Annotated in this window: 12 protein-coding genes; 7 read left to right on the plus strand and 5 right to left on the minus strand. The window is 45.0% G+C overall.

What is annotated here, in order from left to right; genetic code table 11:
• Positions 1-15 precede the first annotated feature (15 nt).
• The 4 genes from LVD17_RS13030 (at position 16) to LVD17_RS13045 (ending at position 6,378) form a co-directional block, all read left to right on the plus strand.
• Positions 16-2,703, plus strand: a complete 2,688-nt coding sequence (locus LVD17_RS13030) for a family 20 glycosylhydrolase (protein WP_233767957.1) — start codon at positions 16-18, stop codon at positions 2,701-2,703.
• Positions 2,690-3,799: an acyltransferase family protein gene (locus LVD17_RS13035; RefSeq protein ID WP_233767378.1), complete on the plus strand. Its 1,110-nt coding sequence runs from the start codon at positions 2,690-2,692 to the stop codon at positions 3,797-3,799. The genes LVD17_RS13030 and LVD17_RS13035 overlap by 14 nt, the downstream gene beginning before the upstream one ends.
• Positions 3,800-3,811: 12 nt before the next feature.
• On the plus strand, positions 3,812-5,593 hold the full coding sequence (locus LVD17_RS13040) for a sodium:solute symporter family protein (protein ID WP_233767380.1): 1,782 nt from the start codon (positions 3,812-3,814) through the stop codon (positions 5,591-5,593).
• Between the two features lie 164 nt (positions 5,594-5,757).
• Positions 5,758-6,378, plus strand: a complete 621-nt coding sequence (locus LVD17_RS13045; RefSeq protein WP_233767382.1) for a porin family protein — start codon at positions 5,758-5,760, stop codon at positions 6,376-6,378.
• Positions 6,379-6,494: 116 nt separating this feature from the next.
• On the opposite strand, the gene LVD17_RS13050 is transcribed toward LVD17_RS13045, so the two are convergent.
• Together LVD17_RS13050 and LVD17_RS13055 are read right to left on the minus strand one after the other, a co-directional pair.
• Entirely contained in the window at positions 6,495-7,160 is a 666-nt protein-coding gene (locus LVD17_RS13050) for a hypothetical protein (RefSeq protein WP_233767383.1), read from the minus strand.
• Positions 7,161-7,170: 10 nt separating this feature from the next.
• Positions 7,171-7,392, minus strand: a complete 222-nt coding sequence (locus LVD17_RS13055) for a hypothetical protein (protein ID WP_233767385.1) — start codon at positions 7,390-7,392, stop codon at positions 7,171-7,173.
• Between the two features lie 500 nt (positions 7,393-7,892).
• Here LVD17_RS13055 and LVD17_RS13060 point away from each other — a divergent pair, with 500 nt between their 5' ends.
• From LVD17_RS13060 to LVD17_RS13070, 3 genes are all read left to right on the plus strand, one after another.
• Positions 7,893-9,365 (plus strand): eCIS core domain-containing protein, encoded by a 1,473-nt coding sequence (locus tag LVD17_RS13060; protein ID WP_233767387.1) that lies wholly within the window; start codon positions 7,893-7,895, stop codon positions 9,363-9,365.
• A 130-nt stretch (positions 9,366-9,495) separates the two neighbouring features.
• Complete coding sequence (locus LVD17_RS13065) at positions 9,496-9,876, plus strand: hypothetical protein (RefSeq protein ID WP_233767389.1); 381 nt, start codon at positions 9,496-9,498, stop codon at positions 9,874-9,876.
• Positions 9,877-10,282: 406 nt separating this feature from the next.
• On the plus strand, positions 10,283-12,424 hold the full coding sequence (locus LVD17_RS13070; RefSeq protein WP_233767391.1) for a T9SS type A sorting domain-containing protein: 2,142 nt from the start codon (positions 10,283-10,285) through the stop codon (positions 12,422-12,424).
• Between the two features lie 192 nt (positions 12,425-12,616).
• On the opposite strand, the gene LVD17_RS13075 is transcribed toward LVD17_RS13070, so the two are convergent.
• From LVD17_RS13075 to LVD17_RS13085, 3 genes are all read right to left on the minus strand, one after another.
• Positions 12,617-13,051 (minus strand): bactofilin family protein, encoded by a 435-nt coding sequence (locus tag LVD17_RS13075; RefSeq protein ID WP_233767393.1) that lies wholly within the window; start codon positions 13,049-13,051, stop codon positions 12,617-12,619.
• 173 nt (positions 13,052-13,224) lie between these two features.
• Positions 13,225-14,490 carry a cation:proton antiporter gene (locus LVD17_RS13080; protein ID WP_233767394.1) on the minus strand — a complete coding sequence of 422 codons (1,266 nt, stop codon included), beginning with the start codon at positions 14,488-14,490 and terminating at the stop codon, positions 13,225-13,227.
• On the minus strand, positions 14,491-15,333 hold the full coding sequence (locus LVD17_RS13085) for a universal stress protein (RefSeq protein ID WP_233767396.1): 843 nt from the start codon (positions 15,331-15,333) through the stop codon (positions 14,491-14,493).
• Positions 15,334-15,378 lie beyond the last annotated feature (45 nt).

Consider the following 15,378-nt stretch of genomic DNA (forward strand, 5'->3'; position numbering starts at 1 on the left):
CGGAGTTTAATCGTGATGTTACTGTGTCTGGGTTCTGGGTTAGGTTTCTCGGGCACAGATAGCGTCACCCAAAATGACCTGGTGCTTATGCCCTACCCGGCCAGTGTGGAGATCAGGGAGGGTAAGTTCAGGTTAAATAAAGATTTTACCATTGCTCATGAGGGTAAAGCTCATGAAAGGTTGTTTGCCCAGGCAACCCGGATGTTGCGGAGGCTGGACAGGAAAACAGGCTTTTTCTTTACGCAGGAATTCGTAACCCCGGAGCCAAAAAAAGGAGCAGGCCTGGTAATCAAAACACAACGCCCCGGTGAGGTCAGGTTTGGGGAAGATGAGTCTTACGAATTAACTGTGGGTGATAATCAGATCATACTCTCCGCAGCTAATGACATAGGAGCTATACGCGGTATGGAAACACTTCTTCAACTGCTTAAAGCTGATGATGATGGATATTACTTCCCGGCTGTTGAAATCAAAGACCAGCCACGCTTCCCATGGAGAGGATTGATGATTGATGTTGCCCGGCATTTTCACCCTATGGACGTTATCAAACGAAATCTTGACGGCATGGCAGCAGTTAAAATGAATGTACTTCATCTGCACCTAGTTGATGATCAGGGATTTAGAGTAGAGAGTAAAGTCTATCCTCAATTTCATGAAAAAGCCTCTGATGGTAAATATTTTACACAGCAGGAGATCAGGGAGATTATTCGATATGCGGATGAACTGGGCATCAGAGTCTATCCGGAATTTGATGTGCCCGGCCATGCCACAAGCTGGCTGGTGGCATTTCCCGAGCTGGCCAGTGCGCCCGGCCCGTATTCCATAGAAAGGAACTCAGGTATCTTTGATCCAACCCTCAACCCGACAATTGAAAAGACCTATGAGGTGCTTGGCAATCTCTTTGCCGAGATGTCCAACCTGTTCCCTGATCCTTATTTTCATATCGGTGGAGATGAGAACGAAGGGCATCACTGGGACCAGAACCAGGACATTCAGAAGTTCATGAAAAAGCATGGCATAAAGGACAACCATGAGCTGCAGACCTACTTCAATAAACGCTTATTGAAAGTGCTGGACAAGCAGAATAAAAAAATGGTCGGTTGGGACGAAATTTTACAACCTGATCTGCCAAAAACAGCGATCATCCATTCATGGAGAGGTCAGGAAGGACTTGCCAAGGCGGCAAGCCAGGGCTACAAAACCATCCTCTCCAACGGATACTATATTGACCTGATGAAGCCTGCCTACAAGCACTATCTCAATGATCCCATACCCGCAAATTCAGCGCTTACAGACGAGCAAAAGCAGAATGTGCTGGGCGGTGAGGCTACCATGTGGAGCGAATTGGTAACACCTACCACGGTGGACTCCCGGATCTGGCCAAGGACTGCTGCCATTGCAGAGCGGTTATGGTCACCGGCTGAGCTAAGGGATGTTGAAAGCATGTATGAAAGAATGGGAGAGATCAGCTTTTTGCTTGAGGAGCATGGACTTACCCACATCAGGAACCGCGATGTAATACTGCGAAACCTTGCACGTCAGGCTGATATAGAAGCCCTGAAAGTACTCTCTAATGTGGTGGAACCATTGAAAGGCTACCGAAGAAACCCCGGAGGCGCAGTATATAAAACTTATTCTCCGTTTGTGCTTTTTGCTGATGCGGCCATTGCCGATGCACCGGACGCAAGGGTATTCAACCAGTCAGTAACAGACTATCTGAATGGCAATAACGAAGCCAAAGCAGAAATTAAAGTATGGCTTCAGTTATGGAGTGCAAACCATGAGAAATTAGCGCCTGTGATTGCCAAATCTCCTGTACTCTGGTCTATCAAAGATCTTTCCGCCAACTTGTCTGCCATAGCCAAAATCGGCCTGGATGCCCTGGAAGGCGACTTGCAGGAAGGAGATATCATGAGCCAGCTCAATAGCTATCATAGTGCCCTGGCCAAACTGGAGCAAAGCCGGGAGCAGGGAGGAAGAACTGACCTGCAGGTGGTGAATTCCATCACGCAATTGGTTAAGAGCAAGGCTGGTGTGTTGGCGGCATACCGGGCAGAAAACAATGTTACCGTAGACGGTGATTTTTCTGACTGGAACGATGTAACCTGGAACTATTTCGTTCCTGCCAAACACCTGAACTGGAACGATACCTGTCACTTCGCTATCAAATGGGATAAAAAGAACCTGTATTTTGCCTTTAAAGTTGATAATTCTAATTTGCAGGCTTTGGCCAATTCACGGGACAAAGAAGGCCTGCATATGGACGACGGTATAGAGTTCCTACTCGATACAGACTTTGACCGAAGTAAAGAGTGGAAAGATGATGATCTGGCATACCATGTCAACGTGTTGAATGCCATCATAGATGACCGTGGAAGTTTAAAAAATGGTGAGTACAACAACGGCTGGAATGGCAATGCCAAAACCGCAGTAAAAGTATCGGGTACGGTAAACGACCCTTCCGATAAAGACCAGGGCTATCAGGTAGAAGTGGCCATAAGCTGGAAAGAGATAGGCAAAGCACCAAAGGATGAGCTGGTGATGGGCATTGACCTTTGTGTAAATGACAGGGACGATGTATATCAGCAGTACCGCTATTTTGACTATATGAATCTTCCCGTTTTTCATATGCCGGCCGGGTTTGCCAAATTGGTACTTGTAGACAAAAATTTTAAGGAGCGGACTTCATTTGAGCAAGAGTAGCAGATTACTTTCTTTGGACGTGTTCCGGGGAATAACCATAGCAGCCATGATCGTGGTCAACAATCCGGGGTCATGGTCTGCGGTATATCCCCCATTGCTACACGCGACCTGGCATGGCTGTACACTTACTGACCTGGTATTTCCATTTTTCCTGTTCATAGTAGGTGTTGCCATTTGCCTCTCATTAGGCCGTGTGGCAAGTCAGCCAGAAAACCATAAGAAAGTAATCCTGAACGTGGTCAGGAGGAGCATCGTCCTCTTTCTCATAGGGCTTTTCCTGAATGCGTTCCCATACTTTGACCTGTATGAACTGCGAATCCCCGGAGTACTCCAGAGAATCGCCGTAGTATTCCTCGTTTGTGCCATTATATTCCTGAAAACCAACCGCAGGACACAGATAGCAATCGGAGGTATTATTTTAGTTGTTTATTGGCTCATGTTCCTTATTATACCTGTACCGGGAGTAAGTACCGGCAGCCTCGAACAGGGTGCCAACCTTGCGGCATGGGTAGATTCGCTGCTCCTGCAAGGGCATATGTGGGCAGTGACCAAAACGTGGGACCCCGAAGGAGTATTAAGCACACTTCCGGCTATTGTTACAGGAATAACAGGCATGCTCACCGGTCAATTGATCAGCAGAGCAGATCTGAGCAGGGAAGAGAAGCTCATCAGGCTATTTGTTTCAGCAAACCTGCTGATAGTGGCAGCCCTTTTCTGGAGCCTGTTGTTTCCTATCAACAAAAGCCTGTGGACCAGCTCCTATGTGCTGTATACAGGAGGTATAGCCATACATTTTCTGGCATTCCTGTACTGGTTGCTCGACGTAAAAATGCACCGAAGTAAATATTGGGAGCCCTTTAAAGCTTTTGGGATGAATGCCATCTTCGTCTATGTACTGTCTATGCTGCTGGCCAGCTTACTGGTCGCCATACCGGTATCAGAAGGCCGAAGCCTCCAGGAGTGGCTCTACGGTGGGGTGACTTCCATTTTTGGTGATGCCTATTTTTCCTCTTTCATTTATGCCCTGCTCTTTACCTTATTGATGTTTGTCCCTACATGGGTTTTGTACAAAAGAAATATTATTATCAAAGTTTAATATCCCCTATTCATGATTTTAGAAACCATTGACTGGATCTCCGTAGTTGCATTTTTTGTAATCTCGTTGGTAATAGGAATAGTAGTTGCCCGCCAGGCCGGCTCCAGTGTATCCGAATTCTTTTTATCGGGGCGGAACATGCCCTGGTGGTTATTGGGTGTATCCATGGTGGCTACCACATTTTCTGCCGATACCCCAAACCTGGTCACTGACATTGTCCGTCAGAATGGTGTTTCCGGCAACTGGGAGTGGTGGGCATTTCTGCTCACCGGTATGCTTACCGTATTTGTTTACTCCAAACTTTGGCGAAGGTCCGAAGTGCTCACCGATCTTGAGTTTTATGAGCTCAGGTACAGCGGTCGTGCCGCAGCTTTCCTTCGGGGGTTCCGTGCCGTTTACCTTGGCGTGTTTTTCAACATCATGATCATGGCTACAGTTTGCCTTGCAGCCATCAAGATAGGAGGGGTGCTGCTTAACCTTTCACCGGTCCAGACCCTGCTGATTGCTTCCGTGGTTACGGTGATTTACAGTTCTTTGGGTGGGCTTAAAGGGGTTCTGATCACCGACTTTGTACAGTTTATCATTGCTATGATCGGCTCTGTGTGGGCATCGTACGTTATTGTAAACCTGCCTGAAGTAGGCGGTATGGCCAATATGCTCTCCCACGAGGCAGTAATCCCCAAGCTGAATATCCTCCCAGATTTTAATGATACTGAAACCCTGATCCCCTTGTTTATCATACCGCTTGCTGTGCAGTGGTGGAGCGTATGGTATCCCGGTGCTGAACCGGGAGGAGGTGGATATATCGCACAAAGAATGCTGTCTGCCAAAAATGAGCAGCATGCGATCGGGGCAACTTTATTCTTCAATATCGCACACTATGCCCTGCGACCCTGGCCGTGGATCATCATCGCTCTGGCCTCTATAGTGGTATTTCCTACGCTGGAATCCATTCAGGCTGCCTTCCCTCACCTTGAGCCGGGCATTGTGCAGCATGACCTGGCCTATCCGGCTATGCTTACCTATTTGCCACACGGCCTGTTAGGTGTGGTTATCGCTTCATTGATTGCAGCCTTTATGTCAACTATTTCCACGCACCTAAACTGGGGCTCTTCTTACGTGGTCAATGATGTGTACAGGAGGTTTATCAATCCCGAAGCATCGGATAAAGAAATGGTAAATCTGGGGCGGCTTTCCACGGTTTTGCTTATGGTTTTTGCCGCAATTCTGGCTTTATATCTGGAAAACGCCATTCAGGCTTTCAGGATACTTCTCACCATCGGTGCAGGTACAGGGTTGATCTTTATCTTGCGCTGGTTCTGGTGGAGGATCAATGCCTACACGGAGCTGGCCGGTATGGTGGCATCATTTTTCATCGCCATATATTTTGAGTTCATCCATGAAGGGCTGGGATTTGAACCTATTCCTAATCATTACCGCCTGCTACTCGGGATCATCATTACTACTATAATATGGCTTATCGCCACGCTGATGACCCGGCCTACCAGCAAGGAGAAATTGAGGGAATTTTATTTGAAAGTCAGACCTGCAGGCCCCGGCTGGGAGTCGGTAGTGAAAAAAGCCAAAAGTGACAACATCAGCATTCCCGAGGTGAAGCATAATCTGAGCTTGCAAATACTGAGTGTGTTCATAGGAAGTATTACCGTATTCTGTGCCCTCTTTGCCTCTGGGTATTGGATCTACCAGAACATCATGCCTGCCATGGTACTGAGTGTGGTCAGCGTTGCAGGTGCCGTGTGGCTGGTGGTGATGTGGAAAAAACTTTCAGGTTGAAGCTGTAGATTAGACCCACATCATGGGTAAACGTTTACTCATTTTTCAAAACATATTTTGCTCCGAGATGATAAAAATACGGCTAATTGCTGATTACGAATAAGTCTTGGAGATATGGCATAGTTGTTTCATTGAGTTTTTCCGGAAATCAAATATTAATAACTATGAACCAATTTAAAATTACAATACTTTCAATGGCACTGGTTTTAGCAGGCTTATCGTTTGCGCAGGCCCAGACTCCACGCGGAGGTATAAAAGGAGGTTTGAATTTAAGTAACCTTTATATAGATGATGTGGAAGATGAGAATGTAAGAACAGGCTTTCACGCTGGTATTTACACACAACTCATGATTACCCCTGCGTTTGGAATTCAGCCTGAGCTTAATTATTCCACCAAAGGAGCAAAAGCAGAGTATGATGTACTTGGCTTTGAAGGAGAGAATAAATTTAACCTCGGATATCTTGATATCCCCGTATTGGCTACATTTAAGTTAGGTGATGATGCCGATATTCACTTCGGACCATACTTTGGCTACCTCGTGGGTGTAAGCACTTCCACGGAGGGAGACTTTGGCGATGGATATGAAGAGCTTGACCGCGATGACTACAAGAAGTGGGACTACGGACTTGCCGGTGGTCTGGCCCTGAACTTTAACCCCATTAGTATCGGGCTGAGGTATAACTACGGACTGAACAAAATTGCCGACAGTGATGAAGCGGAAAACCTGATAGGTGATGCTAAAAACTCTGTCGCCCAGGTTTTTCTGGCCTTTAACATGCGTTAGTGAAGGCTTAGTTCAGGAGCATTGAGAATCTAAATGAGGGGCTGGTGCAGAGAAACTTCAGTAACACGAGGTTAATGGTTTTTGATCGGATCGCCAAATTTCTGCCCTGCTCCTCATTACCTTTTTCTGGTAATGTGGGTCACAAACTTTTTATAGCGGTTAAGACCATATTGATTGGCAAAGAGCCTCATGGCAAAATATAAGTCACCCTTATTATCCCCGATGCTTTGCCTCACCTCTTCCATAAAGGTTTCCCTCACAATTTTAGGCAGGCTATGCGGCAGATATTTCTGAATTTCCTGGCTAATGGTGGCAGAAGGGATTTGCTTTAATGATTCAATAGACTTGTGAATATAGGCATCGAGGTAGTGGTCATGATTATCCTCAATCAAAGTTTCACAATACTTTTCGATAGAATCCATCACCAGTTTTGGGCCGACAGGTATGATCTGAACCTTTTCATCAGGCTGCTCCTTACCTTTGGAAGATACAATATTGTAAAAGTTGAGGTTGGTAATACCTTTTATCCCTAAGCCGATGGTCAGCGGGTTAAGTATAGCTGCCACATCTCCCTCAGGAAGTAAATTCTTTTTGAATAGCACCCAATAAATGAATGTCGCCAGCAGTCCATGTGCTATACCATACAGGTGAAAGGGAATGGATATTTTAAATAAGAGCAGGTAATTTTTTCTAAACTTGCGGTGCCCATACTCAAGCATTGAGATGGGGTAGGCGGCAATAAAGGTAAGTAGGTAAGGTAGATAAGGGTTTTCGAATATCATGGGAAGATGACTATGCCACTTTAGACTGGCCTTCTTCGGTAAGGTAAATTTGATTGTCCACTAACCGAACCAGTCCTTTCTGGGAAAAGTTTTCAACCACCTTCCGTACATCTCCCGACGCTGCATTAAGTTTATAGGCCAGTACATCCAGGCTTATGCTTGAAACGCTATCCTCCAGCAAGTCTGCAAGAGTTTTGGCAATCGTTAAAGATAATGGCTCAACAATTTTCATATTAAAAAACTTTGTACTTCAAAATAAACAAAATTTTATATAAAACGGTTGCGTCGGGCTGATAATTACTTGAGAATAGTTTTTTTATGTGTTCCGGTCAAAGTGAAAGAACAGAGTTCCTCAAATTAGCCCACATAAAAAGCTTCCTTAGTAGACAATGACTACGGACAGAAGTAAAATTCTAAATCTTGATCATTCAATTGCTTTTGTTCCCAAACCAATCCACGTCTGTGACACGGCCAATGAAAGTGAAATTCTGCTGATTTTCATTTAAAATACCCAAGGTTGGGTATTGACAACATAACTAGGGCCGGGCTACCTTTAAACTCAATTGCAGATTAGTTTTTCGGCTAGAGAAAGGGGGTGTATACCCTCGGGAGTTTAAAATGCCAGCAGAAAATGTTTGAAGAGGAATTTATCGAGGAGGTGCATTGTATTTTAATGGCCAAAAAACTTTTATGTCATAATTCATATGTTATATTCGTTTCCAAGTATTCGATATGAGAGATAACCTTTCGCAGAACCAACAGTTTGGGCAAACTTCAAAACTTAATCAGGATAACCGGAATAAGGATAACCATTTTCCTGATTCCAGGCAGTGGAATGTGGGAGGGACGGCTGCTTTTAATTCATCGGCTCACCCTGTTCAACAGAAAACAGGAGATGAGGAGAAGGATGATGATCACAGTGTGCAAAGAAAAGCAGGAGCCACCTCTGATGTTAATGCCAACCCCATCACTACAGGGAATTTGCCTGATAACATCAAAACTCCCATGGAAAGATCATTTGGACAGAGTTTTTCTGATGTGAAAGTTCATCAAAATTCGTCCAAGGCTTCTGATCTTGGTGCATTAGCCTATACGCAAGGTACTGATGTGCATTTTGCTCCGGGACAGTTTAATCCGGACAGCAAGTCGGGACTAGAGTTGATTGGGCATGAATTAACACATGTAGTACAACAGAAGCAGGGTAGGGTTAGTCCTACCGTCCAGGCCAAAGGCGTGATGGTGAACGATGACCCTCAGTTAGAGCGGGAGGCAGATGTGATGGGCAACAAGGCTGCAAGTGGCAAGTCAGTGGGTACGTTTACCCAAAGTGCAAACAGTAAGGGAAGCAATATTGTCCAAAGGTATACTGATATCCCCAAAAGCAAACAAAAGAGCGGAGAATGGAACCTGGGATCCAGCGCAAGGGTGAGTGACAATGGTATGGCGGTAACCAGCAATGATTATTCACACGAGGCCTATGCCCACAAAAGCTTGATTGATAGGTCCAATAATATTTTAAAGGCTAAAGGCTCGGGCATTGAGATATCAGCCGGTACAAAGACGATTAAAGGTACCCCGCCGGAAGGAGGAACTATTAAAACCTTGCACAACGTCAAACCAAAAATTAAGGCGTCGGACTCGGTCTCCGGAACCCAGAATTTTTGGGCAGATTGCGGTCGGTCTTCCCGGGAAGTCATGGGGAAGACAGGCACTGACACCTCCCCTTATGGTCTGTACAATAAGTCAACGGGAGGTAAGGGGAAAACCTCACGCAGTAAAAACCCTGCGGTATTCAGGGATGAAATTCTGGTAAAGGCAGGCTTGGGGAGTACTCCGGATGAGGCTAGAAAGGCTTACCTCAAAAAGAGTGATAAGGCCAGAGAGGCGTTTGATAAAAAATATGGTATCAATAAATATGCAGCCCCTGGTGTAGGGGAGGCTTTTGTTTCGAGAAGAGACGATAAATCTACAACGAAAGGCTTTAATTTTCATTGGGGCGGAGTGATCATGGTGGCCGGCCACGATAGGATCACCTTGGAAAATTTTGCGAAAAGTGGCACTACCTACGATACAAAGGATGAGGACTGGTATTTTGAGACTTATGGACCTGCTTCCAAAAAAGGGCAGACCTTTCATGAGAAAAACGAAGGAAGTGTGGGCGAGGCAGGAAAAAACAACACAACTATGGCTGCCTCAACTCAGTAGGTAGGAGTATAAGGAACAAATTTCATAAACAATTGCTATGACATTGAGTTTGATATATCAATCCTTGAGTAGGCTACAGGTAATTTTTCTTATCATCCTATTATCAGGTTGTAATATAAATACACAGAACATGGAAAGTAAAACATATACCACGATCAAGGAACTTGAGCAGAAGGATGGACAGAAAGTAGAGATTGTGGGCAAGTACCAGCTATATAACCCGTACCCCAATAAAAAGGCTGCCGGAGGAAATGTTTTGGTTAGAATAGTGATGGAAGGTGAAGAGGAAGATGGGCCTTTCCTTGGTGCATTTTGGCATGAGCAATCCAAAAGATCTGCAGAAGAAATGAAGAAGTATGAAGGGAAACTAGTACATGTCCGCGGCATTTATCATCAAGAGCAGCCACCCCAGCCAGATGCCCCCGATTTTGCCGTTACATTTGGAGGCGCTTGCATACACCCTGTTGATACAGTTTTCGTAGAGGGTGAGGATTCGGGAGTTGCTCGATAAAAGCTATAAGTTTAGCGCAACAATTCTAAGCCCCAAATAAAATAGAGCATCCTAACCTGGTCTTAGGTTTAGCGCAGCGATCCTAAGACCTATCATGAAATAGAGTGTCCGCTCGATTAGCTAGTTTTAGAAAGCACTTTCCTGTCAGTAGTCTTCCGTAGGGTGACTGCTGACTTTTAAATGAACTCTAGTGTTTGTGACACGGCCAATAAAAGCAAAAGTTAAATTGTAAACTAGCCCCTATAACCGTAAGTCAATACCCCTAAAAAAACCAAATCCACTCACCATCAATCCCTCCCATTCTGTTCACAATTCCTTCATTTAAACAAAACATAGGCTTGCAATAGAGTTACTCGCTAACCTCTACTTTCATGGTGTAAACGAATTTTCAAACAAACCTAAAACCATGAAAAAAATTCTATTAATCTTCTGGCTTGCCCTTTTTGCGGCAGGCCTTTATGCCCAGTCAGGAAGCAAGTTGATCCCCATTACACGCCAATCAGCTACCGGTATCGAGGACTACCTTGATCCAGCCCTGAAACCGTTCTATCACGGAGTGGCATCAGGCGATCCACTACAGGACCGGGTGATCATCTGGACGCGTGTGACCCCTGATGAGGAGGGTCCGGTTACAGTAAACTGGCTCGTGTCTTCAACACCCGGCATGACAGACATCGTGGGTTCCGGATCAGTAACCACAGATGTGTCCAGGGACTACACCGTGAAGGTGGACGTTTCCGGGCTGGCACCGGCTACCACCTATTACTACTATTTCACCGCTCTGGGAGCCAACTCAACCGTAGGCCGCACACGTACTGCGCCTTCCGGCAATGCAGATCAGTTGCGCTTTGCAGTAGTCTCCTGCTCTAATTACCAGGATGGCTATTTCAATGCCTACGAACGTATCTCTGAGCGCAATGACATTGATGCGGTAATTCACCTTGGCGACTACATCTATGAGTATGAAACCGGTGGCTTTGGTCAGGATGAGTTAGGCAGAGGGCATATGCCCGATAATGAAATTGTAACCCTGATGGACTACAGGATCAGGTATTCATACTACCGCCTGGACCCTCAGCTCAGAAAGGTCCATAAACAACTGCCCTTCATCACCATTTGGGACGATCACGAGTTTGCTAATAATGCCTGGGTGGGTGGCGCAGAAAACCACCAGGAAGAAGAAGGTGACTGGGAAACCCGAAAAAACAATGCCTACCAGGCCTACTTTGAGTGGATGCCCATCAGAGAGCGGTCATCAGCACCTAACAGGGTCTACAGAAAGATCAACTATGGCAACCTTGTAGACCTGATTTTACTGGATACCAGAATCGAAGGCAGAGAGAAGCAAAAAGACAGCCTGCTGGGTATAAAAAGGGAAGCCACTAAAAACAGGGACCTGCAAACCGCCAGGGATTACGAAGAATATCTCTCTGATGTTTTACCTGCTTCCATCAGGAAGAACCTCACAGATGAAGAGTACAATTATCTGATAGAAACACTTTCTAAATGGGCGGCTGAAAACTTGTCAGTTGCTGATATCAAAAAGCTTGAGACGAGAGAAGAGTTTCAGCAGGTTCAGGATCTGGTGATCAAATCATACAAAGCCGAAGAGGAAAAGCCAAAGGCTGACCAGAGAACGGCGGCTGATCGTCAGCTTTTGGGCGAAGAGCAGTTTTCGTGGCTTGAAAACAACCTGAAAACTTCCAATGCCAAATGGAAGGTTGTAGCCAACCAGGTGCTGCTCATGCCTCTGAAAGGTATACCTTTGACTGACACCTGGGACGGATATGAAGACTCACGTGAGCGTCTGTTGAGTTATATTAAAGATCAAAAGCTGCAGAACGTTGTGTTTTTAACCGGCGATATCCATATGACGCTGGCTTCTGACCTGCCCACATCTTTCTTTAGCTATACCTTCAACAAGAAAAATTCTGCGGCAGTGGAGTTTGTTACTCCCAGTATTACCTCAAGCAATCTCGATGAGTTTATCGGCATCTCAGAAGGTTTCCTGACGTGGCTCGTAGGTTTGTTTAACCCTCACATCAAAAACACCGACCTGAAACAGCATGGTTACTTTGTGCTTACCGTAAATAGCAACAAAGCCCAGGCAGACTGGTATTATGTAGATGATGTTAAGACTATTACTACAGGGCAGAAAAACGGCGAAAGCTGGTATGTTAAGAGTGGGGATACCCGTCTAAACAAAGCCTCATCCCCCATGTCGGCAACGAATGGGTACGGAGAAAGTGCTCCTGAGCAGGCATTTTCTACATCAGTTAAAAAGCAGCCTGTTTTACTGATTGGAAACTATCCAAATCCGGCTGATGGACAAACTACAATCCACTATGTGTTGGCAGAAGAGTCAGAGGTTAATGTGTCAATTGTAGACCTTCAGGGCAATGCAGTAAAGGATGTTTTGGCCGGAAGCAGGCAAGCAGCAGGCATTTATGCCCTGCAAGTCGGTATAGATGATTTGAAGCCGGGCATTTATTTGTATGAAGTAAGTACCAGGAACCAGAAGGTGGTTAGACGAATGGTAGTAAAGTAAGCACCTGTTAAAATGGCAATCGGCAAAAGCGGTTGACAAATCCGGATAAAATAGCAATGAGGGTGCTAATTTGAGTGATTGCGTTGCCGGCTTTTCGGAACCGTTTACTCTGCAGGTTTCAGCTTGATCCAAAAAAATGAGGCTGTCGAAAGGCAGCCTCATTGCTAAACGTGTGATTATTTTAAATTTTGATTAGCCGTTTCCTGCAGCTTTTAATGGCGGTTTCCTGTCATCATCAGGCTTGTTTTCAAAATCAACTTTATTTTTTGCTGTTCCCATTTTACATTGCCCGTCAAATTTGGCCCCGGCTTCTACCACTAATTTGTTAGCAATAATATCACCCGAGATACTACAAGTTGGCTTTAAAATAAGAACATCAGTTACTTCCACTGATCCTTTCACCTCACCCTCCAGTTCGGCAACCTGAGCCAGAATATTACCATCAATAACAGCTGACTGCCCCACGGCTATTTTAGATTTTGAGCGAACATTGCCTATTATCCGTCCCTCTACCCTGAGATTGCCGTAGGTATCTATATTTCCGTTAAAAGTGCTCCCCTTGCCAATAATGTTGTTGGAATTAACAAGTTCCTGGGTCACTTTATCATCTTTCTGATTCTTAAACATAGACATGCTTTTTAAATATTTACAAATGTATTTAATGGGGTAACCTTAATCCAGCTCTACTCTGTCAATAACATTATTCATGTTTAAATGGCAGATGATAAAGATATTTAACTGAGTAAAATGTTTTAGTGATACTAATTGAGTAACATTTTATACTCGGCATATGTTCATTATTAGCCGTTAAGCGAATCCTTTTTCTTTGAGGTATCAAGCTGCAGGCAATATTTCATCAAAGGAGCCGAGGCCAGTATTGAAGCCACAACCAGCACCAGTATGGCGACAAATATTTCATCAGTAATTAAACCGGCCTGTAAGGCAATTGCTGCCAGTATTACTTCCAGTGTTCCATGTGTATTCATACCAAAGCCAACCGCAAAAGCATCGTATTTAGAAAGGCCACCCATTCTGGCTCCAAGTGTGGCCCCGAAGATTTTAAAAATGAACGCAGAGACCAGCAGTACCAGTACAATTTGTAAGTTAAAGCTGGATATAAAATCAATACCAAGGCCTATGGATACAAAAAATAGAGGAGCGAAAATGTTGTTGATAAACTGATGGATAATCTCTTTGGCCCGTTCCGACAGATGCTTGGAGTCTCCAAGGGCTACACCCATAATAAATGCGCCGAAAATACTATGTATACCTACGTACTCCGTGAAGGCTGCGGCGAGAAAGCACAGAGCCAGGGAAAGGGAGAGAAGTCCACCGGGCCATGCCAGTCTTTTATTAATCCAGGGTAATGCTTTGTTGATTAACCCCTTACCGGCTGTAAGCATTAATATAGTAAAACCAATGGAGATCCAGATAGTGCGTCCAAGGCTGAGTGTTTCCGAAGCATTGCCCATCATATTTAGAATAACCGTAAAAATGATCCAGCCAAGAAGGTCGATGATCATAGCCGAAGCAATAATGAGCATGCCCATACGGGTTTTAAATATTTCCAAATCCATCAAAACCCTTGCTACCACCGGCAAAGCTGTAATAGCCATCATGGTGCCGATAAACATGGCAAAAACCAGCTTTTTTCCTTCTTCCGTGTAGCCAAAAAGATCAGGAAAGAACCAGGTAATAATAAAACCGGCTACAAACGGCACTATCAGCGACATCATGCTCACCGAAAGAGCTTGCTTACCCTGTTGCCAGACGATATGGAGATCAACTTCCAGGCCGGCTATGAATAACAACAGTACCACTGCGATTTGTACAAAGCCATCCAAAACGACCGCCGATGCGCCGGTGGTAGGGAAAAGCATAGCAAAAATTTCAGGATTTACATTGCCCAGTATGGTGGGGCCCAGTATAATTCCGGCAAGGATCTCACCAACTACAGCGGGCTGGTTAAACTTACGCGCAAGCTCAGCCATAAGCCTTGCAAAACTAAGTATGACCCCTAGTTGTATAAGTAAATTGATAACTTCGCTATGGTTAAGCTTATCCATTTATTTTTTTCTTGGGTGTAAAATGAGTAAATCGCAGGGCAGGTCTGCGAATATATATTCAAGGTCATGGGGGAACATCCGGTCAAAAATTCCCAGCTTACGGTGCGGAGAGCCAACCACCAGGAGATCGGCATCCACCCGGGCACAGAATTTGGCCAGTTCAAACCCAGATTTGCCAGACATAACCTTGACATTGATTTTTAGCCCCTCAGTGTCCATATCAGCCAATATTTTTTCAACGTTTTGTATCTCATCGTTAACCATATTTCTACGTGTTTCCGATAGCTCATTCTCGGTTAATTCGCCACTTACCGACATTGCCAAACCATAAAGCTTTATTTCGCGGACTATATGTAGCTGCTTAGCTTTCTGCAATTTTCCAACATACACACCGGCCTTTATGGCATCTATGGCATAAGGACTGTTTTCAGCATGTACTACAATCCTTTCAAAGGGGTTGCTTTCAGCGGAAGGTTCGGTTATCATTAACACCGAGCAGTCAGCTTTTCGTAGTATTTTTCTGGCAACTGATCCCAGGTAGTAGGTAATGAAGTCTTCCTTTTTAAGTGCACCGGCCACCAGGAGGTCTACCTGTTCACGGCGGCAGGCGGCAAGTATTTCCGTTGCAGGGTTTCCCGACTCCCATACCACATGCACACGATCGTTGTTCAGTTCGGCCTGGCGCAGGCTTTCCTGCATAAACTGATCGTCCTTATCCGTATGTGTCCCCACGTGGATAAGCAGCAATTCAGCGTTAAATAGCTCCTGGGTTCGCTTTGCCTCGGCGAGCAAGGTCTGAAGCCTCGGAGAGAAAGCTATCGCTATGGCTATTTTGTGGAACATTGCGGTTTTATTAAAATGAATTTATTATTGCAATAAGCTATGCTA

This window comes from Fulvivirga ulvae (assembly GCF_021389975.1).
GTDB classification, from domain to species: domain Bacteria; phylum Bacteroidota; class Bacteroidia; order Cytophagales; family Cyclobacteriaceae; genus Fulvivirga; species Fulvivirga ulvae.